Here is a 20516-nt window from a genome sequence, read left to right on the forward strand (position 1 = left end):
TTTCGTAATATTACCCGGTTCTCCCTACCCTGCGTCACTCGATCATGGACTTGAGGTATCAGAAAGGTATTAGATTGATGCGGGAGGAGATTCGCATGGTGCTGCCGCAGACCGAGCGGGTGGCGGAGCGTGCCGAGGCCATCGACCGGCTGGACGGCGCCGAGGCGCTCGCGCGCATGATCGAGGTGCAGATCGGCGCTGTCGAGAGCCTGCGCGCCGCGCTGGCGCAGATCGAGGCGGCGGCGCGGCTGATGGCCGAGACGCTGCGCGGCGAGGGCCGGCTGGTCTATGCCGCGGCGGGCAGCTCGGGGCTAATGGCGCTGGCCGACGGGGCCGAGCTGCCGGGCACCTTCGGCATCGCGCAGGACCGCATCGCGATCCGCATGGCGGGCGGCGTGCCCGTGGACGGCGCCATGACCGGCGAGACCGAGGACGACGTCGCGGCCGCGCGGGCTGTGCTGAGCGAGCTGCGCCCCGGCGACCTGGTGATCGCGCTCAGCGCCAGCGGCACCACGCCCTACCCGCTCGCCATCGCCCGAGGCGCGCACGACAGGGGCGCGCGCGTGGTCTCCATCGCCTGCAACCCCGGCACGCCGCTGCTCGACGCCGCCGACGTGGCGATCTGCCTTGCCACGCCGCCAGAGGCGCTGGCGGGCTCGACCCGGATGGGCGCGGGCACGGCGCAGAAGGCGGCGCTGAACCTGATCTCGACCCGCGCCGGCGTGCTGCTGGGCCACGTGCATGACGGCATGATGGTCAACCTGCGCGCCGAGAACGCCAAGCTGCGGGGCCGCGCCCGCGCCATCGTCGCCCGCGTGGCCGGGGTATCGGAACCCGAGGCCGCCGCCGCGCTCGACGCCGCGGGCGGGGCCGCCAAGCCCGCCTGCCTCGTCGCCATGGGCGCGCCGCCCGGCGCGGCGCGGCGCCTGCTCGACCGCCATGACGGCCACCTGGCGCCGGCCATGGCCGCGCTTCGAACGACATCACAAGACGCCTGACAGGGGCGCCAACCACCAGCACGGGAGACCCAGATGACCCAACGCAGCCTCGTCGGCGCCTTACTGGCCTCGACGCTTCTTGCCGGCGCCGCGCAGGCGCAGGACGTGACCCTGACCATCGAGAGCTGGCGCAACGACGACCTCTCGATCTGGCAGGACCAGATCATCCCCGCCTTCGAGGCCGAGCATCCCGGCATCAAGGTGAACTTCGCCCCCTCGGCGCCGGCCGAATATAACGCCGTGCTGAACTCCAAGCTCGACGCGGGCTCGGCCGGCGACCTGATCACCTGCCGCCCCTTCGACGCCTCGCTCGCGCTCTACGAGGGCGGCAAGCTCGCCGATCTGAGCGACATCGAGGGCATGGCCAACTTCTCCGACGTGGCGAAGTCGGGCTGGAGCACCGATGACGGCGCCGCCACCTACTGCGTGCCGATGGCCAGCGTCATCCACGGCTTCATCTACAACCGCGACGCCTTCGCCGAGCTGGGGCTGGAGGAGCCCACCACCGTCGACGAGTTCTTCGCCGTGCTCGACGCGATCAAGGAGGACGGCAGCTACATCCCGATGGCGATGGGCACCAACGACCAGTGGGAAGCCGCCACGATGGGCTACCAGAACATCGGGCCGAACTACTGGAAGGGCGAGGAAGGCCGGCAGGCGCTGATCGAGGGCAAGGCCAGCCTGACCGACCCGGAATGGGTCGAGCCCTACGCCCAGCTCGCCAAGTGGGGCGACTATCTCGGCGACGGCTTCGAGGCGCAGACCTATCCCGACAGCCAGAACCTGTTCACGCTGGGCCGCGCCGCGATCTACCCGGCGGGCTCGTGGGAGATCTCGGGCTTCAACAACCTCGCCGATTTCGAGATGGGGGCCTTCCCGCCGCCAGTGCCGGCCGAGGGTGACGGCTGCTACATCTCGGACCACACCGATATCGGCATCGGCATGAACGCCGCGACCGAGCACCCGGACGCCGCCAAGACCTTCCTGAACTGGGTCGCCTCGCCCGAATTCGCCACGCTCTACGCCAACGCCCTGCCCGGCTTCTTCCCGCTGTCGGACGCGGCGGTGGAGATCGAGGACCCGCTGGCGCAGGAATTCGCGAGCTGGCGGCAGGAGTGTGAATCCACGATCCGCTCGACCTACCAGATCCTGTCGCGCGGCACGCCGAACCTCGAGAACGAGACCTGGAACGCCTCGGCGCAGGTGGTGAAGGGCGCCGAAAGCCCCGAGGACGCCGCCGCCCGCCTGCAGGAAGGCCTGTCGGGCTGGTACGAGCCGCAGCAGCAGTGACGCCCCGCGCCCTGGGCGCCACGCGCCCGGGGCCGACCCAAGGAGCCCGAATGTCCGAGAGCCGACCGCGCATCCGCTGGCACATCGTCGTCTTCCTCGCGCCCGCGGTGCTGGTCTACACGGCGGTGATGATCCTGCCGCTGTTCGACACGCTGCGGCTGGCGCTCTACGACGAGGTCGAGGGCGAGCGGGTCTTCGTCGGCCTCGCCAATTTCCGCATCCTGTTCGGCGACCCGCTCTGGTCGGACGCCTTCTGGAACGCGCTGGCCAACAACTTCTGGTTCTTCCTGATCCACATGGCGGTGCAGAACCCGATCGGCATCGCGCTCGCGGCGATCCTGTCGCATCCGCGGCTGCGCTTCGCCGCGCTCTACCGCTCGGCCATCTTCATCCCGACGATCCTGTCCTTCGTGATCGTCGGCTTCGCCTGGAAGCTGATCCTGTCGCCGATCTGGGGCATCGCGCCCGGCATGCTCGACGCCATCGGGCTGAGATCGCTCTTCGCGCCGTGGCTCGGGCGCGAGGAGACGGCGCTGACCACGCTGGCGCTGATCTCGGTCTGGCAGTTCGTCGGCATCCCGATGATGCTGATCTACGCCGCGCTTCTCTCGATCCCCGAGGAGATCCTCGAGGCCGGCGAATGCGACGGCGTCACCGGCCTGTCGGCCTTCTGGAAGATCAAGCTGCCGCTGATCCTGCCGGCGATCGGGATCATCTCGATCCTGACCTTCGTCGGCAATTTCAACGCCTTCGACCTGATCTACGCGGCGCAGGGCGCGCTGGCCGGGCCCGACTTCTCGACCGACATCCTCGGCACCTTGCTCTACCGCACCTTCTTCGGCTTCCAGCTGCAGCTCGGCGACCCGCATATGGGCTCGGCCGTGGCCTCGGCGATGTTCGCGGTGATCCTGATCGGCGTCTGCATCTACCTCTTCGGGATCCAGACGCGGATCCGGCGCTACCAGCTCTGAGGCCCGCGATGCCTGCCGCCCGCCAGTCCCCGCTCAACAGCTTTGCCGCCCACGCGGCGCTGATCGCCTACACGCTCATCGCGCTGTTCCCGGTCTTCGTGATCGTCATCAACAGCTTCAAGTCGCGGCAGGCGATCTTCCGCGAGCCGCTCGCCCTGCCCGACGCCGAGAGCTTCAGCCTGATCGGCTACCAGACGGTGATGAAGCAGGGCGACTTCGCGCTCTACTTCCAGAACAGCCTGATCGTCACGCTGGCCTCGCTGTTCTTCATCCTGCTCTTCGGCGCGATGGCGGCCTTCGCGCTGTCGGAATACCGCTTCCGGGGCAACCTGCTGATGGGGCTCTACCTCGCGCTCGGGATCATGATCCCGATCCGCATCGGCACGGTGGCGATCCTGCAGATGATGGTGGCGACGGGGCTGGTGAACACGCTCTGGGCGCTGATCCTCGTCTACACCGCGCAAGGCCTGCCGCTCGCCGTCTTCATCCTGTCGGAGTTCATGCGGCAGGTCTCGGACGACCTGAAGAACGCAGGCCGCATCGACGGTCTCAGCGAATACCGCATCTTCTTCCGCCTCGTGGTGCCGCTGGTGCGGCCCGCGCTCGCCACCGTGGCGGTGTTCAACATGATCCCGATCTGGAACGACCTGTGGTTCCCGCTGATCCTCGCCCCGGCCGAGGAGGTGAAGACGCTCACCTTGGGCTCACAGGTCTTCATCGGCCAGTTCGTGACCGACTGGAACGCGGTGCTCTCGGCGCTCAGCCTCGCGATCCTGCCGGTGCTGGTGCTCTACGTCATCTTCTCGCGGCAGCTGATCCGCGGCCTCACCTCCGGAGCCGTCAAATGACCCATCGCGTCCTGATCGCGGGGCTGGGCAACATGGGCCGCGCCCATGCGCTGGCCCATCACGCCCACCCCGAGGCCGAGATCGTCGGGCTGGTGAACCGCTCGGCCACCGAGCTGCCCGAAGAGCTGCGGGGCTACCCGCTCTTCACCGATTTCGAGACGGCGCTGGCCGAGACCCGGCCCGACATCGCCGTCATCGCCACCTATTCCGACAGCCATGCCGACTATGCCTGCGCCGCGATGCGCGCGGGCGCGCATGTCTTCGTCGAAAAGCCGCTCGCCACCACCGCCGAAGACGCCGCCCGCGTGGTCGCCTGCGCCCGCGAGACCGGGCGCAAGCTGGTGGTCGGCTACATCCTGCGCCACCACCCGAGCTGGCAGCGGCTGATCACGGAGGCGCGGGGCCTGGGCGGGCCATGGGTGTTCCGCCTCAACCTCAACCAGCAGTCCTCGGGGCCGACATGGGAGACCCACAAGGCGCTGATGCAGACCACCTCCCCGATCGTCGATTGCGGCGTCCACTACGTCGACGTGATGTGCCAGGTCACCGACGCGGCACCCCTGCGGGTCCACGGCATCGGGCTCAGGCTCAGCGAGGAGCTGCCCGAGGGCATGTACAATTACGGCCAGTTCCAGGTGGTCTTCGCCGACGGCTCGGTCGGCTGGTACGAGGCCGGCTGGGGGCCGATGATGTCGGAGACGGCGAGCTTCGTGAAGGACATCGTCTCGCCCCACGGCGCGGTGTCGATCGCGCAAGGCAATCGCGGCCGCTCGGACGATGTCGACGGGCACACCAAGGTCGGCGCGATCCTCGTGCACCGCGCGCAGGGCGACGAGAGCATCGAGATGCCGGACGAGCCGGGCCACCAGGCGCTCTGCGACGCCGAGCAGGACTACCTGATCCGCGCCATCGCCGAGGACATCGACCTCGACCGCCACATGCGCGACGCGCTGCAGAGCCTGCGGATCTGCCTCGCCGCCGACGAGAGCATCCGCTCGGGCCGCCCCGTCGCGCTGACCACAGACCCCGAGGAGACCCCGTGACCGCGCTGAAACTCGACCGCGTCTGCAAGTCCTTCGGCAAGGTGCAGGTGCTGCACGACATCGACCTCGCGGTCGAGGAAGGCGAGTTCGTGGTCTTCGTCGGCCCCTCGGGCTGCGGCAAGTCCACGCTCTTGCGGGTGATCGCGGGGCTCGAGGACGCGACATCGGGCCGGGTCGAGATCGGCGGCGCGGAGGTGACGCGCACCCCGCCCGCCAAGCGCGGCATCGCCATGGTGTTCCAGAGCTACGCGCTCTACCCGCATCTCGACGCGCGCGGCAACATGGCGCTGGGGCTCAGGCAGGAGGGCCAGCCCAAGGGCGTGATCGCCGAGCGCATCGCCGAGGCCGCGCGCATCCTGTCGCTCGAACCCTATCTCGACCGTCGCCCCGCCGAGCTGTCGGGCGGGCAGCGCCAGCGCGTGGCGATCGGCCGGGCGATCACCCGCCAGCCGCGGCTGTTCCTGTTCGACGAGCCGCTGTCGAACCTCGACGCGGCACTTCGGATGAACACGCGGATCGAGATCGCGCAGCTGCACCGCACGCTCGGCGCGAGCATGATCTACGTCACCCACGACCAGACCGAGGCGATGACGCTCGCCGACCGGATCGTGGTGCTGCGCGACGGCCGGATCGAGCAGACGGGCTCGCCGATGGAGCTTTACAACGACCCGGCCAACCGCTTCGTCGCGGGCTTTCTCGGCGCGCCCTCGATGAACTTCCTGCGGCCCGTGAGCGCGGCGCCCGAGGGCGCGGTTCTGGGCATCCGGCCCGAGCATCTGCGGCCCGAGCCCGACGGGCCGATCCGCGGCGCCATCGCCCATGTCGAGCGGCTCGGCGGCGACACCAACATCGTGGTCGACACCGAAAGCGGCGAGCAGGCGACGATCCGCATGTTCGGCCAGCATCCCGCGAAGGTCGGAGAGCCGATCGCGATGGGCTTCGATGCCCGCCACGCCTTCCATTTCGACGCCGAGGGGCGGCGGCTGCGGAACGGCTAGCTGCCTGGTAGCCGCTTGCCCCCTCCCCGGCCGGATGCCACTGCTGGACCAAGGAGGACCCGCCGATGAAGACCGTCTGCCTGCTGAACGGGCCGAACCTGAACCTGCTGGGCCAGCGCCAGCCCGAGATCTACGGCCGCGAGACGCTGGCCGATGTCGAGGCGGATTGCGCGAAGCTGGCCTCCGAACTGGGGCTGAATCTGCGGGCGCTGCAGTCGAACCACGAGGGCGTGCTGGTCGACGCGATCCAGGCGGCGCGGCAGGACGCGGCGGGCATCGTCATCAACCCGGCCGCCTACTCGCACACCTCGGTGGCGATCCTCGACGCGCTCAACGCCTTCGACGGGCCGGTGATCGAGGTGCACATCTCGAACATCCACCGGCGCGAGAGCTTCCGGCATCATTCGCATGTCAGCGCCCGCGCCGACGCGGTGATCGCCGGGCTCGGCACCGAAGGCTACCGCGCCGCGCTCAGGCGGATGGCGCAGCTCCTGGCCTGAGGCTCAGGCCGCGACCCGCAGCTCGATGCCGTGGCGCGCGCAGCCATCGGCCAGCGCGCCCTCGGGCGGGCGGTCCGTGACCAGCATGCCGATCTCGGAGAGCGGCGCGACGCGGGCGAGGTCGCGGCGGCCATGCTTGCTCGAATCCGCGAGCAGCACCGCCCGCGCGCTGGCCTTCAGCATCACCCGCTTGATCGCGTCGAAGCCGCGCACCGCCTCGCTCACCGTCTCGGCATCGACCGCAGAGGCGCCGATCACGCAGGTCTCGACCCGGTAGCGCGAGAGCGACTCCACCGCCTCGGGGCCGATCAGCGCCGCCTCCTCGGGCAGCAGCCGGCCGCCGCAGAGGATCACCTCGCTCTCGGCGGTCTGGCCCAGCAGGCTCGCCACCTGCAGGCAGTTGGTGATGGCGATGACCGGCGTGCCGGCGATGGCGAGGTAGCGGGCGAACTCGATCGTGGTGGCGCCGGCATCGATCATCAGCGTCTCGCCCGGCACCACCAGCCCGGCGGCGAGGCGGCCGATCCGGGCGCGCTCCTCGACCCGCTGGCCCTGCCGCGCCTGCAGATCGCGCCGCGCATCCGGATAGGGCACGGTCGCGCCGCCATAGGCGCGGCGGATCTGGCCCCGCGCGTCGAGCGCGCCGAGATCGCGGCGGATCGTCTCGGGGGTGACCGAGAAGCGCGCGGCCAGGTCGGCGATCCGCACATGCGGCCTGAGCTTCAGCTCGAGCAGGATCTGCGCCTGCCGCTCGGCCTTGGCCGGCCGCGCTTCGCTGGACGGCATGCCGTCGCCTCCCGAGAATGTCCGATCCCCGACATTCTCCACCCGGAAAATGTTGCACTGTCAAACATTCGGTGCTCAGATCGCGACGATCCGGCCGCCGTGGAGGAGCGGCTGCCGGACCGTTTTCGGGAGGAGGATTTTCGTACATGCCAAAGGACACCACGCTTTTCGGCGCGGCGCTGACGGCCGCGGTCGCTCTGTCGGCGGGCGCCGCCTGGGCGCAGGACGACTGCGCTGAGCGCGGCGCGCTCGACACGATGTATTGCGACGCCGACGGCGACCTTGTCGCCGACGCGCCGGCCGACGAGAGCCAGCTGCGCGACCCCGACACGCTGGTCTTCGCCTATACCCCGGTCGAGGACCCGGCGATCTACGAGGACATCTGGGACCCCTTCATCAGCCATCTCGAGGAGGTCACCGGCAAGGACGTGCAGTTCTTCGCGGTGCAGTCGAACTCGGCCGAGGTCGAGGCGATGCGCTCGGGCCGCCTGCACATCGCGGGCTTCTCGACCGGGCCGACGCCCTACGCGGTGAACCTCGCCGGCGCCGTGCCCTTCGCGATCATGGGCTCGGATGACGGCCAGTTCGGCTACAAGCTGCAGATCTACACCCAGGCCGACAGCGACATCCAGGAACCGGCCGACATGGCTGGCAAGCGGATCGCCCACACCTCGCCGACCTCGAACTCGGGCAACCTCGCGCCGCGCGCGCTGTTCCCCGATCTCGGCGTGGTGCCGGACGAGGATTACGAGGTGACCTATTCGGGCAGCCACGACCAGTCGATGCTCGGCGTGGTCGCGGGCGACTACGACGCGGCGCCGGTGGCCTCAGAGGTGGTCGACCGCATGGCCGAGCGCGGCCTGTATGACCCCGAGGAGGTGCGCATCGTCTGGGAGAGCGACCCTTTCCCCACGACGTCATACACTTACGCGCATGACCTCACGCAGGACCTGAAGGACAAGATCGAAGAGGCGTTCTTCAGCTTTGACTTCGAGGGCACCGCTCTCGGCGAGGAATTCACCGGCGTGAGCAAGTTCATCCCGATCACCTACGAGGACCAGTGGGCGGTGATCCGGCAGATCCAGAAGGCCAACGGGGTCGAGTACACCCCCGAGGGTCTGGCCGCCGAGTGATGGCATCCGGCCCCGGCCCGGCCACGGGCCGGGGCCTCTACGGAGAGAAGACATGCTGAAGATCAGGGATCTGGTGAAGCGCTACGGCAGCGGCGAGCCGGTGCTGAAGAACCTCGACCTGACCATCGAGGGCGAGAGCGTGGTGTCGATCATCGGCTCGTCCGGCGCCGGCAAGAGCACGCTTCTGCGCTGCATCAACCGGCTGGTCGAGCCGACATCGGGCAGCGTCGAGCTGAACGGCACCGAGCTGACGCGGCTGAGGGGCCGCGAGCTGCGCGCCGCGCGGCGCAAGATCGGCATGGTGTTCCAGGGCTTCAACCTGGTCGACCGGCTCACCGTCATGGAGAACGTGCAGTCGGGCCGGCTGGGCTACATCTCGACCTGGGCGGCCTTGATGCGCCGCTATCCACGCGAGGACATCCGCCGCGCCTACGAGCTGATGGAGCGGGTGGGCATCGCGCATTACGCCGACAAGCGCGCCGACGAGCTGTCGGGCGGCGAGCGGCAGCGCGTCGGCGTGGTCCGGGCGCTGATGCAGAAGCCCGAGATCCTGCTGGCCGACGAGCCGACCGCCTCGCTCGACCCCAAGACCTCGGAGCAGATCATGGAGCTGCTGCGGGCGCTGTCGCGCGAGCTGAAGCTGCCGGTGCTGATCAACATCCACAACGTGCACGAGGCCAAGGAATACACCGACCGGATCGTCGGCATGCGCTACGGCCGGATCATCTTCGACGACAAGCCCGCCGAGCTCGACCAGGAGGCGATGGACCGGATCTATTCCGGCAGCCCCGCCGCCGACCGCGCCGAAGGGCTGAAGGCGGCGTCATGAGCACGGCCCCGCAGGTTCGCGACCACTGGCGCAAGCCGTCCTTCATCGCCAACCCGGTGATCCGCTGGGCGGTCTATGCCGGCGTCATCCTCTACGTCGTCTGGACGCTGGCCACGCTGCCGATCGACTGGGCGCGTGTGGCCGAGGGGCTGGAGCGCGCGGGCCGGATCTTCGGCGGCGCCTTCCCGCCGAGCTTCGAGCGCTCGGGCCTGCTGATCGACGGCTTTCTCGAAAGCCTGAAGATCGCCATCCTCGCCACCTTCCTCGGCGTGCTCATGTCGATCCCGATCGCCTTCATGGCGGCGCGCAACGTCGTGCCGCAGGCGGTGTTCTACCTCGGCCGCGCCATCATCATCGTGGCGCGCAGCTTCCACCCCGTCATCGTCGCGATCATCTTCGTCAAGGCGGTGGGCTTCGGGCCGCTGGCGGGCGTGCTGACGCTGACCGTCTACTCGATCGGCTTCGTGGCCAAGATGCTGGCCGAGCGGATCGAGGAGATCGATTTCGGCCAGGTCGAGGCGATGAAGGCGGCCGGCGCCCCCTATCTCTCGACGCTGATCTACGCGGTGGTGCCGCAGATCATGCCGCGGCAGGTGGGCCTCACGATCTACCAGCTCGACAGCAACCTGCGCGCCTCGGCCGTGGTCGGCATCGTCGGCGCCGGCGGCATCGGCTCGACGCTGGCCAACGCCTTCGGCCGCTACGACTACGACTTCGCGCTCGCCATCACCATCGTCATCGTCGGGGTGATCCTGCTCTCAGAGGCGGTGTCGGGCCAGATCAGGAAACGGCTATGACCCTGAGCGACCTCAACCGCGACGACTGGACCCGCTTCAGCTTCCGCCAGCGGATGCAGCGCTACGGCGTCTTCGCGCTCTGCGCTCTGGCGATCGGCTGGGCGCTCGGCTCGATCGAGGTGATCTGGGCCTGGGTCTGGGACGCGCCGGCGCAGATGGGCGACCTGTTCGGCCGAATGGTGCCGCCCGACCCGACCAATCTCGCGGCGATCCTGCGGGTGCTGTGGGAGACGGTGAACATCGCCACCATCGCCACCGCCTTCGCGGTGATCCTGTCGCTGCCGGTGGCCTATCTCGCGGCGCAGAACACCACGCCGAACCGGGCGACGCTGTGGATCGGCCGCTTCATCCTCGTCTCGTCGCGCTCGATCAACACGATCATCTGGGCGCTGCTCTTCGTGGCGATCTTCGGCCCCGGCATCGTGGCGGGCATCGTGGCGATCATGTTCCGCTCGATCGGCTTCGTCGGCAAGCTCCTGGGCGAGGCGATCGAGGAGATCGACAAGCGGCCGGTCGAGGCGCTGGAGGCCACCGGCGCGTCGCGCTTCAAGGTGATCGCCTACGCGATCGTGCCGCAGGTGATGCCGACCTTCTGGGCGGTGTCGATCCTGCGCTGGGACATCAACCTGCGCGAATCCACCGTGCTCGGCCTGGTCGGCGCGGGCGGGATCGGCATCATCCTGCAGGGCGCGATCGACACCTTCAACTGGCCGGAGGCGGCGACGGTGCTGCTGGCGATCCTCGCCCTGGTGATCCTGGGCGAGATCGTCTCGGCCTGGCTGCGCCGCCGTATCCTGTGAGCCCCGCCCCCACCTCGGGCGCGGCCGCCTTCGAGAGCTATCTCGGGGTGCGGCACCGGCTGCCCGGGGCGGCGCCCGGCGCGGGCTTCGGCCGGGCCGCCGACCTGGGCGAGATCGCCGGGCCCTTCGACGTGGTGCTGTTCGACGCCTATGGCGTGCTAAACGTGGGCGAGACGCCGATCCTCGGCGCCGCGGCCCGCATCCAGGCGCTGCGGCAGGCCGGCAAGCGGGTGATGGTGGTGTCGAACTCGGCCGGCTACCCGAAGCGGGCGATGCTGGCGCGCTACGACCGGCTGGGCTTCGACTTCGCGGCCAACGAGGTGGTGACCAGCCGCGAGGCGCTGCTGGCGCGGCTCGGGCACGAGCCGGCGCGGCGCTGGGGGCTGATGCTGGGCCCGGCCTACGGGCTGTCGGAGTTCGAGGGGATCGAGGCGCGGCTGCTGTGCGACCGCGCCGCCGATTACGACTGGGCCGAGGGCTTCCTGCTGGTCGGCTCGGACGGCTGGAGCGCGGCGCGGCAGGGCCGGCTCAGGGACGCGCTGCGCCGCCGCCCGCGGCCCGTTCTGGTCGGCAACCCCGACATCGTGGCGCCGCGCGAGGCGGGGCTGTCGCTCGAGCCCGGGCATTTCGCGCATGCCCTGGCCGATGCCGGACTGGCCGAGCCGGAATTCTTCGGCAAGCCCTTCCCGGCGATCTTCGGGCTGGCGCTCGACCGGCTCGAGCCGCGGCCCGACCCGAGGCGGGTGCTGATGGTCGGCGACACGCTGCACACCGACATCCTCGGTGCCCGCGCCATGGGCTTCGCCTCGGCGCTGGTGACGGATCACGGCGCGCTCGCGGGCGAGGACGTGGTGCGGGCGATCGACCGCTCGGGCATCGTGCCGGATTGGGTGATCCCGCATATCTGAGCCGCGCGGCGGCGTGTCGCGCCGCCTCGGCCCGGTGCCGCTCTATGTCTGTCGGTCATGGAACCCGCCCGTATCAGGGCCCGCATCGAGGCCCGTATCGAGGATTGCCCATGACGGACACCATCCGAACGCCGCTGGACCGGCCCGACCGCGACCTGGTCCGCCGCCAGACGCCCGAGCATGTCGATGTCGAGACCCGGCTGCGCGGCGCGCTGGAGCAGGGTCGCGACAGCTCGCAGCACCGCCGCTTCACCGCGCTCTACGACGATCTGCAGAACTGAGACCCGCGCCGCCCCGGACAGGGGCGGCGCGGCAGGGGCTCAGAGGCCCATGCAGTTGGCGTAGTAGGTCACCGAGGCCGGCCAGTCGGAGAACACGCCCGCGACGCCCACGTCCTGCGCCAGCACGTCGAGCAGCTCGTAGTAGTCGCCGTCATCGTCGATCGCGTCGGTGACCGACTGGAAGTACCAGCCGCCGCCGCCGGCCAGCGGGCCGGAGCGCTCGAGCGTCCAGGTGATCAGGTTCAGACCGGCGGCCTTGGCCTCCTCGGCATAGGCCGAGGGCACGATCTCGCCCGCCTCGTCGAGCGTGACCAGCATCCACATCGGCGGCGCGATGTAGTTCACGCCCATGTCCGCGAGTTCCTGCATGGTCGGCTTGAAGGTGGCGGGGTCGTTCGGGTCGATCAGGCCCTCGTCGTCATCCTCGGCCTCGTAGCGGTCGTCGAGATAGACCGCCTGTGCGCCGAATTCGGGCTCGTTCTCGATCCAGTACTTCACGTCGTCGAGGTTGAAGCTCTGCGCCCAGACCCGCGACGGGTCGATCTCGGCCGCCTTGTACTCGTCGATCAGCTTCTGCGCGTAGTCCTCCTGGCTGAAGCCGTCATGCGGCATCTCGACCGAGGCCGATTTCAGCTCGGGCGTGAAGTCGGCGCCGAGGCTGTCGAACAGTTCGATCGACTCGGCATGGGTCATCAGCTCTGCGCCGTCGACATAGAGGTCGGTGCGCCAGTCGGCGGTGCCGCCCTGGTACTCCTCGGCCGTGGTGGCGGCCTTGTTCGCCGCGTCCATCTTCGGCGACAGCTCGCGGAACTCGGCCAGGGTGAGGTCCGAGGTGCGGCACTCGGCGGCGGCCTCGGTGCCCTCGCCCGCCGGGCTGAACGGGGTGGTGCACTTCCCGGCCAGATCGGTGACGAGGATGTCGGTCGTGGTGTGCAGGTCGTTCTGGGCGTGGCGGCAGACCAGCTCGTGATCGGCGGTGAAGGTCACGTCGCATTCGAGGATGCCCGCGCCCTGCCGCGCGGCGGCGAGGTTCGACTGCACCGTGTGCTCGGGGAACATCAGCGGCGCGCCGCGATGGCCGATCGAGAAGGCCGTGCGCTGCGGGGTCTGGCCCTCGCAGGACATCAGCTTCTGCTTGAGCTCGCCGTCCTCCATCTTGTCGATGAGATAGGCGGGGCGCTGTCCGTAGCTCACCGCCGGCCCCTCGCCCGCCATGTGCGCCTCGGCCAGAGCCATCGAGGGCAGCGCCGTCGCCAGCGCCAGTAGTGTCACGCGTTTCATATGTCTTTCCTCCCTGTCGATCGGGTCCGGGGCTTTGCCCGGACCTTCTCGGGAACGAACATATGCGAAAGGTGACGCTACGATAACAGTTTCGTAAATTTGCGGATCAACTTCCGCGATAGGTGGAATAGCCGAAGGGCGAGAGCAGCAGCGGCACGTGGTAATGCGCGGGCTCGGACATGCCGAAGCGGATCGGGATCTCGTCGAGAAAGCGCGGGCTTTCGGGCGCGAAACCCTCGGCGTCGAGCCAGGCGCCGGCGCGAAACACCAGCTCGTAGGCGCCGGTTTCGAACTCGGCCTCGGGCAGGATCGGCCCGTCGGTGCGGCCGTCGGCATTGGTGGTCATGCGGCGCAGGCTGCGCCGGGTCTCGCCCTCGAGGCGGAAGAGCTCGATCTCCAGCCCGGCGGCGGGGCGGCCCCGCGCGGTGTCGAGCACATGCGTCGTCAGATAGCCGGCCATGGCGGTCCCTCCCCTGTGGTTGCGGCGTTTCTCGCCCGCCCGCGCGCGTAGACCAAGCGGCGGGGCGTGCGAGGGTGCCTTCTGCATTTTTTGAAAGCATGCCCCTGGGGCGCTGTCTATGATCCCCGGCGACACAGGACGGAGCTTGGAATTGACCCGCTATCCCCGCGACATGATCGGCTACGGCGCCACCCCTCCGGACCCGCGATGGCCGGGCGGCGCGAAGATCGCGCTGCAGATCGTGCTGAACTACGAGGAGGGCGGCGAGAACAACGTGCTGCACGGCGACGCCGCCTCGGAGGCGTTCCTGTCGGAGATCGTCGGCGCCGCGCAGTGGCCCGGGCAGCGGCACTGGAACATGGAGTCGATCTACGAATACGGCGCGCGCGCCGGGTTCTGGCGGCTGCACCGGATGCTGAAGGACCTGCCCGTCACGGTCTACGGCGTCGCCACGGCGCTGGCGCGCAGCCCAGAGCAGGTCGCGGCGATGAAGGCGGCCGACTGGGAGATCGCCTCGCACGGGCTGAAATGGATCGAGTACAAGGACGCGGACGAAGCCGCCGAGCGCGCCGACATGGAAGAGGCGATCCGGCTGCACACGGAAGTCGTCGGCGAGGCGCCGCGCGGCTGGTACACCGGGCGCTGCTCCGAGAACACGCTACGGCTGGTGGCCGAGAACGGCTCCTTCGCCTATGCCGCCGACGCCTATGACGACGAGCTGCCGCACTGGGTGCGCTATGGCGATCGCGACCAGCTGGTCGTGCCCTACACGCTCGACGCCAACGACATGCGCTTCGCGACGCCGCAGGGCTTCAACTCGGGCGACCAGTTCTTCACCTACCTGAAGGACAGCTTCGACTGCCTCTACGAGGAGGGCGTCGCCGGCGCGCCGAAGATGATGTCGGTCGGGCTGCATTGCCGCCTCGTCGGCCGCCCCGGCCGGGCGCAGGCGCTGAAGCGCTTCCTCGACTACGTGCGCGGCCATGAGGGCGTGTGGTTCGCGACGCGGCTGCAGATCGCCGAGCACTGGGCGGCGACGCATCCGCCGGTGGCGCGCGAGCGGCCCTCGCAGATGGATCGCGGCGCCTTCGTCGCCCGCTTCGGCGGCGTGTTCGAGCATTCCGCCTGGATCGCGGAGCGGGCCTTCGACCTCGAACTGGGTCCGGCGCATGACACGGCTTCGGGGCTGCACAACGCGCTGGCCCGGATGTTCCGCTCGGCCGGCGCCGAGGAGCGGCTCGGCGTGCTGACCGCGCATCCCGACCTCGCGGGCAAGCTCGCGGCGGCGAAGCGGCTGACGGCCGAGAGCACGGCCGAGCAGGCCAGCGCCGGGCTCGACGCGCTGACCGACGAAGAGCGCGCGCGTTTCACCGAGTTGAACGACGCCTATGTCGCGAAGTTCGGCTTCCCCTTCATCATCGCGGTGCGCGACCACGACAAGGCGGGCATCCTCGCCGCCTTCGAGCGGCGGATCGACAACGACCGCGACGCCGAGTTCGCCGAGGCCTGCCGGCAGGTCGAGCGGATCGCCGAGCACCGTCTGCGGGCGATGCTGGGATGAGCCGCGAGATCCGCACCGAGCCGCTGACGCGGGACGCCTTCGCGCCCTTCGGCGACGTGATCGAGGCGGTGGGCCCGCCCGACCGGATCATCAACCAGGGGCTCTGCGGCCGGCATCACGACCTCGCCCGGCTCGATTTCGGGGCCGAGGGCCGGGCCGGGATCTCGGTCTTCGACGCCGAGCCGCGCGTCCTGCCCTACGCGCTCGAGATGGTCGAGCGGCACCCGGAGGGCAGCCAGGCCTTCCTGCCGATGAGCCTCGCGTCCTTCCTGGTGATCGTCGCGCCGGACGAGGACGGCCGTCCCGGCGCGCCGCGCGCCTTCGTCACCACGCCGGGGCAAGGGATCAACCTGCTGCGGAACACCTGGCACGGCGTGCTGACGCCGCTGTCGGCGCCGGGGCTCTTCGCGGTCGTCGACCGCATCGGGCCCGGCGACAACCTGCAGGAGCACTGGTTCGACACGCCCTGGCGCGTCATCGGCTGAGGCGGGCCCCCTGCCCGCTCAGCCGGCCTCCAGCATCTCGGCCCGCTTGCGGCAGAAGCCGACGAAGGCCGCCGTCGGATCGCGCGGCACGTCGCCGGCCCAGGCGCGCCATTCGGCCTCGAGCGCATGCACGTCGCAGCCCGGCGCCGCCCGTCGGGCCGCGGCATAGGCCTCGGCCGGCAGCTGCGGGATGGCGGTGATCTCGACCGGGCCGCTCGGTCCGCCGCAGCGGTTGCGGAACACGACCATGTCGGTCTCGTCGTCGTAATCGACGTGGTAGTCCGGCAGGTGGTCGCTCTGCGCCATCTCCTTCATCGTGTGGCGGAAGCGCTTGAGCTCGGAGCGCGCGCCGGTGCGCATCAAAAGCTTCTCGAGGCTGATCTGCCAGCGCGCCTGGCTGCCGCAGAGCTTGCGGGCGATCTCGTAGACGCGGCGCTCGATCGGCTTGCGCAGGCGGAAGTAGTCGCGGTGCAGCGTCAGCACCGACTTGCGCCGGATCGAGTTGTAGACCCATTCCGAGAGCTGGATCTCGGCATGCATGATCCGGCCCGTCTCCTCGTCGCCCTTGCGCACCACCACGGCGCGTTCGATCAGGTGGAACCAGCCGCGCGCCTCCTCCTCGCCCAGCGGTTCGTCGACGCTGGCGCGGGTGGTGATGTTGGTCTTGATCACCGTGCCCATCAGCCGGTCGAGCGCCTCGCAGAAGGCGTCGTAATCCTTGCCGCCCGTGCCGCGGTTGACGAAGATCAGCAGGTCGCGCGGGTTGAAGCGCAGCACCCGGTCGACGCTCTCGCCGCGGTTCAGCTTGTGCATGATCTGGCTGACAGCGTAGATCAGGATGTCCTTGTCGTAGATCGTCGCCTGCCCCTTGGCCGAGGGAATCACCTCGACCCAGTTGCCGTCATGCTCGTAGCGCCGCACCGACATGTCCGGCTTCTTCGACAGCGCGTAGAAGGGATGCTCCATCGACGGCAGCAGGTCCTTGAGCACCGCCTCGGCGACGTCGCAGATGCTGTAGTCGATCTGCGGATGCCGATCGGGCAGCAGGTGGTCGAGGCTGCTCTGTTCCGCCTTTTGCTCGCGCATCTTCAGCCTCGTTCGGGGGATCGGGAACGATCCGGCCTAATTCGGGGGAACAGGAACAGCAACCCCTGACCCATGGTCGTTTGGCCCGATTTCGGGGGATCGGGAACATCTATGCGGGAAAGAGCGCGTGATTTGAAAGATCGCGACCCTCGTCCGCCTTGTTTCACTGCATGATCCCGCATTTCGGCAGCGCGGATTCGGGGGATCGGGAACCAACTGGCCCGAGCGAAGGGGGTTTGTCAATCGATTCGGGTGATCGGGAACGTGACGCGGTCCGTGGCCCGAAATCGGGGCCGGCTTGGAAGTTATCCACAGGCCTGGGGCGTCTCTTCCCTGTGTTTATATGTGTATTATAGTGTTACGCCCCTCAAAACGACCGCCAACTCACTGTTATAAAAAGGAAATCCGAAAATCCCGGTTCCTAATGTCCGCGTTTCGGTTCCTGATGTCCGCGTTTCGGTTCCTGATGTCCGCGTTTGCAGGGCCGACTTATCCACAGGCGGTTCCTGTTCTCCGCATGCCTCCGGACGGGTTCCCAATGTCCGCATTCGGGGTTCCTGATGTCCGCGTTCGGCGGTTCCTGATGTCCGCGAACGCGGGTTCCTGATGTCCGCGTTTGGCGGTTCCCGATCTCCGCGTTCGGGGGTCGAGCGGACCGCCGGGGGGGCCGGAATCTCCCCTCCCCTCTCCTGCCGGGGGTGGGGCCAAGCGCCTCCCCGACGAGCTAGCCGATAGCTATCAAATAGCCTGCAGGCCGGCTCCGAGGCTGCAGCAAGCCGATAGCTACCAGCTACCATCCTGTTACCCGCCGATCACACTTCGCCGGCCTCTACCAGATAGCTACCGGCTACCATGTCGATCCGGGCGCCGGCTGGCGTAACCTGCTCCCGAGCAGTCAGATCAGGAGCCGCAACGTGCCCGTCATCGTATTCGCCAACCCCAAGGGCGGGGCCGGCAAGACCACCGCCGCGCTGATGCTCGCCTCCGAGCTCGCCAGCCGCGGCGCCCGCATCGCCAACCACGACGCCGACACCGAGAAGTGGATCACCCAGTGGTCGCGCCTGCCGGGCTGCCCGGAGAGCATCGAGGTGGTCTCCGAGATCACCGAGGACAGCATCCCCGACCAGATCGACGAGGCCGCGCAGCGCGCGCAGTTCGTGATCGTCGATCTCGAGGGCACGGCCAGCCTGATGGTCGCCAACGCGATCGGCATGTCGGATCTAGTGGTGATCCCGACCCAGGGCGGCAGCATGGACGCCAAGGGCGCGGCCAAGACCGTGAAGCTGATCCGCAACCAGGAGCGCATGGCGCGGCGTTCGCTGAACCACGCGGTGCTGATGACCCGCACCAGCGCCGCGGTGGCGAGCCGCGCGCTCAAGAACGTGAAGGACCAGCTCGACAGGGCAGGGGTGCCGGTGTTCCGCAGCGCGCTGGTCGAGCGCGCCGCCTTCCGCGACGTGTTCGACTATGGCGGCCTGCTGGCCGACCTGCCCGAGGCGCAGGTGTCGAACCTCGCCAAGGCGCGGGCCAACGCCCGCGAGTTCGCCGCCGAGGTGGTGGCGCGGCTGCGTGAGTGGCAGGACGAGCGGGGGGCGGCGTGATGAGCGACAGGGAACGCGCCGATCTCGGCTTCGGCGACGCGCTGGACGATTTCGACCCGGCCGAGTGGGCGCCCGCGCCGCGCGCCCCCCGGCCGCGCCCGGCCGCCGAGGAGACCCGGCAGGCGGCCGAGAAGCTGGGCTTCCGCAGCCGCGAGGCCAGGGCCGTGCCCACGCCTGCGCCGGCGCCGGCCGCTCCGGAGCCGGCCGCACCGCCGCAGGGCGGGGCAGGGGGGCGGGTGCAGCGCCGCCGCCGCACCGGGCGCAACGCCCAGCTCAACCTCAAGGCCAGGCCCGAGACCATCGCCGCCTACACCGCCATCGCCGATGCGCAGGGCTGGGGCCTGGGCGAGACGCTGGAGCGCGCGGTCGAGCTCCTGGAGCGGACCTACGGCAAGGGCTGAGCGCCGGCCGCCGCCTAGCCGGCGGCCCTGGCGCGGGGCCGCCGCAGCATCGAGCCGGTGTAGAGCGCCAGCGCCGCCCAGATCATCGGGAAGGCCACGCGCCGCGCCGGGTCGAAGGGCTCGTCGAAGACCAGCACCGCGGTGAGGAAGATCATGGTCGGCGCGATGTATTGCAGGATGCCGATGGTCGAGAGCCGGAGCAGCTTGGCGCCGTTGGCGTAGATCATCAGCGGCACCGCGGTGATCGCGCCGCAGCCCAGCAGCAGCCAGAAGTCGGAGCGCGTGCCGCCCAGGAAGTGCCCCTGGCCGGTCGCCGCCAGCCAGCCCAGATAGGCGAGCGCCGGCGCCATCAGGACCAGCACCTCGAGCAGGAAGCCCTGGTTCGGCCCGATCGGCAGCGACTTCTTGAAGAAGGCATAGGCGCCCCAGCTCAGCGTCAGCCCGATCGCCGCGACCGGCAGCCGGCCCGAGGCGACGGTCAGGATCACCACCGCCGCCGCCGCGAGCGCGATCGCCACCAGCTGCAGCCGGCTCAGCTTCTCGCCCAGCAGCACCGCGCCGAGGAACACGCTGAACAGCGGGTTGATGTAGTAGCCGAGCGCCGCGTCGAGCGCGTGGCCCGAGCCGATCGACCAGACATAGATGCCCCAGTTCACCGAGATCAGCGCCGCGGTCACCGCGGCCATGAGCAGCATGCGCGGCGTGCGCAGCGCGTGCTTCAGGTCGCCCACGCGCCGGGTGCTCCACAGCACCAGCCCGGCGATCGGGATCGACCACAGCACCCGGTGCGCGATGACCTCGGCCGGCGGCAGATGCGCCAGCGCCTTCATGTAGAGCGGCAGGAAGCCCCAGATCACGTAGGCGGTGGTGGCCAGCACGAAGCCGCGCGCGCTGTCGTCGTTGTGCTGCATGGGGCGCTCCCTTGGTTCCCGCCTCACAGCAGTCGCGCGCCAAGGGGGCGGGTTCAAGATCCCATGACGGGATCATGCAATGCCGCCGGCGCGGCCGGCCGGCAGAGCAGGGGGCGGGGCAGGGGGGGGGGAGGCAGGGCGCACGGGCCCGCCAAACCGCCATGATCGCCGCGCAATTTGACGGCCGTGTGAACTGACCCTGCGTCGTGCAAAATTCGTCGAATTTTTCTCTTGCGGGGGTCGGTGGGTATCCGTAGAAGGCCCCTCACCGGCGGCGCTGAGGTGCTGCTGGGCTTCGGAAGATGAGGCAGGGCGGGGCGCCGCGAGTTAGGGCGCCTGGTTCTGATGTTCTTCCGTTGGCTCTTTGACATCGCGAGTATCTGAAGAGATATGCGGGCGGTCACGGGTTCATTTCGATGGATCAACGTCTGTGTATCGCGTCTCTAGGCTTCGGCCGATGATGAGATGTCAGCTTCACCGTCTTGGACGGCTTTCGGTTCTCTTATGAGATCTGAAGCACAAGACGGATGACTGTCCCGGTCCTAGCC

The 20516-nt window shown here is 69.2% G+C and carries 22 protein-coding genes; 17 read left to right on the forward strand and 5 right to left on the reverse strand.

The window, feature by feature from the left end; translation table 11 throughout:
• Window positions 1-95 precede the first annotated feature (95 nt).
• The 7 genes from BLT43_RS18250 to aroQ all read left to right on the forward strand — a co-directional run bounded on the left by BLT43_RS18250 (window position 96) and on the right by aroQ (window position 6648).
• A complete protein-coding gene (locus tag BLT43_RS18250; RefSeq protein WP_090115250.1) occupies window positions 96-998 on the forward strand; it encodes an N-acetylmuramic acid 6-phosphate etherase in 903 nt (300 codons plus the stop codon).
• Between the two features lie 33 nt (window positions 999-1031).
• On the forward strand, window positions 1032-2288 hold the full coding sequence (locus tag BLT43_RS18255) for an ABC transporter substrate-binding protein (RefSeq protein ID WP_090115252.1): 1257 nt from the start codon (window positions 1032-1034) through the stop codon (window positions 2286-2288).
• A gap of 50 nt (window positions 2289-2338) precedes the next feature.
• Window positions 2339-3259 (forward strand): carbohydrate ABC transporter permease, encoded by a 921-nt coding sequence (locus BLT43_RS18260; RefSeq protein WP_090115253.1) that lies wholly within the window; start codon window positions 2339-2341, stop codon window positions 3257-3259.
• Between the two features lie 8 nt (window positions 3260-3267).
• The gene (locus tag BLT43_RS18265) at window positions 3268-4107 is read left to right on the forward strand and encodes a carbohydrate ABC transporter permease (protein ID WP_090115255.1); all 840 of its coding nucleotides are present in this window, start codon (window positions 3268-3270) and stop codon (window positions 4105-4107) included.
• Window positions 4104-5150 (forward strand): Gfo/Idh/MocA family protein, encoded by a 1047-nt coding sequence (locus BLT43_RS18270; protein WP_090115257.1) that lies wholly within the window; start codon window positions 4104-4106, stop codon window positions 5148-5150. The genes BLT43_RS18265 and BLT43_RS18270 overlap by 4 nt, the downstream gene beginning before the upstream one ends.
• Window positions 5147-6148, forward strand: a complete 1002-nt coding sequence (locus BLT43_RS18275) for an ABC transporter ATP-binding protein (RefSeq protein WP_090115258.1) — start codon at window positions 5147-5149, stop codon at window positions 6146-6148. The genes BLT43_RS18270 and BLT43_RS18275 overlap by 4 nt, the downstream gene beginning before the upstream one ends.
• A 65-nt stretch (window positions 6149-6213) precedes the next feature.
• Complete coding sequence (gene aroQ / locus BLT43_RS18280; RefSeq protein WP_090115260.1) at window positions 6214-6648, forward strand: type II 3-dehydroquinate dehydratase; 435 nt, start codon at window positions 6214-6216, stop codon at window positions 6646-6648.
• A gap of 3 nt (window positions 6649-6651) precedes the next feature.
• Here aroQ and BLT43_RS18285 read toward each other — a convergent pair whose 3' ends face one another.
• Window positions 6652-7434, reverse strand: coding sequence for a DeoR/GlpR family DNA-binding transcription regulator (locus tag BLT43_RS18285; protein WP_090115262.1), 783 nt, complete (start codon window positions 7432-7434; stop codon window positions 6652-6654).
• Between the two features lie 146 nt (window positions 7435-7580).
• On the opposite strand from BLT43_RS18285, the gene phnD reads away from it, so the two are divergent.
• The 6 genes from phnD to BLT43_RS19205 all read left to right on the forward strand — a co-directional run bounded on the left by phnD (window position 7581) and on the right by BLT43_RS19205 (window position 12182).
• Window positions 7581-8567 (forward strand): phosphate/phosphite/phosphonate ABC transporter substrate-binding protein, encoded by a 987-nt coding sequence (gene phnD, locus BLT43_RS18290; RefSeq protein WP_090115264.1) that lies wholly within the window; start codon window positions 7581-7583, stop codon window positions 8565-8567.
• Between the two features lie 52 nt (window positions 8568-8619).
• Window positions 8620-9396, forward strand: coding sequence for a phosphonate ABC transporter ATP-binding protein (gene phnC, locus BLT43_RS18295; RefSeq protein WP_090115266.1), 777 nt, complete (start codon window positions 8620-8622; stop codon window positions 9394-9396).
• Window positions 9393-10193, forward strand: coding sequence for a phosphonate ABC transporter, permease protein PhnE (gene phnE, locus BLT43_RS18300; RefSeq protein WP_090115268.1), 801 nt, complete (start codon window positions 9393-9395; stop codon window positions 10191-10193). The genes phnC and phnE (BLT43_RS18300) overlap by 4 nt, the downstream gene beginning before the upstream one ends.
• Window positions 10190-10993: a phosphonate ABC transporter, permease protein PhnE gene (phnE, locus tag BLT43_RS18305; protein WP_090115269.1), complete on the forward strand. Its 804-nt coding sequence runs from the start codon at window positions 10190-10192 to the stop codon at window positions 10991-10993. The genes phnE (BLT43_RS18300) and phnE (BLT43_RS18305) overlap by 4 nt, the downstream gene beginning before the upstream one ends.
• Entirely contained in the window at window positions 10990-11901 is a 912-nt protein-coding gene (locus BLT43_RS18310) for an HAD-IIA family hydrolase (protein WP_090115271.1), read from the forward strand. The genes phnE (BLT43_RS18305) and BLT43_RS18310 overlap by 4 nt, the downstream gene beginning before the upstream one ends.
• 110 nt (window positions 11902-12011) lie before the next feature.
• Window positions 12012-12182, forward strand: coding sequence for a hypothetical protein (locus BLT43_RS19205; RefSeq protein ID WP_165612669.1), 171 nt, complete (start codon window positions 12012-12014; stop codon window positions 12180-12182).
• A gap of 39 nt (window positions 12183-12221) precedes the next feature.
• On the opposite strand, the gene BLT43_RS18315 is transcribed toward BLT43_RS19205, so the two are convergent.
• Window positions 12222-13463, reverse strand: a complete 1242-nt coding sequence (locus BLT43_RS18315) for a glycerophosphodiester phosphodiesterase family protein (protein WP_090115273.1) — start codon at window positions 13461-13463, stop codon at window positions 12222-12224.
• 106 nt (window positions 13464-13569) lie between these two features.
• Window positions 13570-13923: a hydroxyisourate hydrolase gene (gene uraH / locus BLT43_RS18320; protein WP_090115275.1), complete on the reverse strand. Its 354-nt coding sequence runs from the start codon at window positions 13921-13923 to the stop codon at window positions 13570-13572.
• Between the two features lie 151 nt (window positions 13924-14074).
• Here uraH and puuE point away from each other — a divergent pair, with 151 nt between their 5' ends.
• A complete protein-coding gene (puuE, locus tag BLT43_RS18325) occupies window positions 14075-15484 on the forward strand; it encodes an allantoinase PuuE (RefSeq protein ID WP_090115277.1) in 1410 nt (469 codons plus the stop codon).
• Window positions 15481-15969 (forward strand): ureidoglycolate lyase, encoded by a 489-nt coding sequence (locus tag BLT43_RS18330; protein WP_090115278.1) that lies wholly within the window; start codon window positions 15481-15483, stop codon window positions 15967-15969. Before puuE ends, BLT43_RS18330 begins: the two co-directional genes overlap by 4 nt.
• Window positions 15970-15987: 18 nt before the next feature.
• Here the strand turns inward: BLT43_RS18330 and BLT43_RS18335 are convergent, their stop codons facing one another.
• The gene (locus BLT43_RS18335; protein WP_090115280.1) at window positions 15988-17055 is read right to left on the reverse strand and encodes a replication initiator protein A; all 1068 of its coding nucleotides are present in this window, start codon (window positions 17053-17055) and stop codon (window positions 15988-15990) included.
• A gap of 914 nt (window positions 17056-17969) precedes the next feature.
• Between BLT43_RS18335 and BLT43_RS18345 the strand changes: the two genes are divergently transcribed.
• Together BLT43_RS18345 and BLT43_RS18350 are read left to right on the forward strand one after the other, a co-directional pair.
• Window positions 17970-18656: a ParA family protein gene (locus BLT43_RS18345; protein WP_090115284.1), complete on the forward strand. Its 687-nt coding sequence runs from the start codon at window positions 17970-17972 to the stop codon at window positions 18654-18656.
• On the forward strand, window positions 18656-19057 hold the full coding sequence (locus BLT43_RS18350; protein ID WP_090115286.1) for a hypothetical protein: 402 nt from the start codon (window positions 18656-18658) through the stop codon (window positions 19055-19057). Before BLT43_RS18345 ends, BLT43_RS18350 begins: the two co-directional genes overlap by 1 nt.
• 14 nt (window positions 19058-19071) lie before the next feature.
• Here the strand turns inward: BLT43_RS18350 and rarD are convergent, their stop codons facing one another.
• Window positions 19072-19968, reverse strand: coding sequence for an EamA family transporter RarD (rarD, locus tag BLT43_RS18355; protein ID WP_090115289.1), 897 nt, complete (start codon window positions 19966-19968; stop codon window positions 19072-19074).
• Window positions 19969-20516 lie beyond the last annotated feature (548 nt).

The sequence above is a fragment of the Limimaricola pyoseonensis genome (genome assembly GCF_900102015.1).
Taxonomy (GTDB): domain Bacteria; phylum Pseudomonadota; class Alphaproteobacteria; order Rhodobacterales; family Rhodobacteraceae; genus Limimaricola; species Limimaricola pyoseonensis.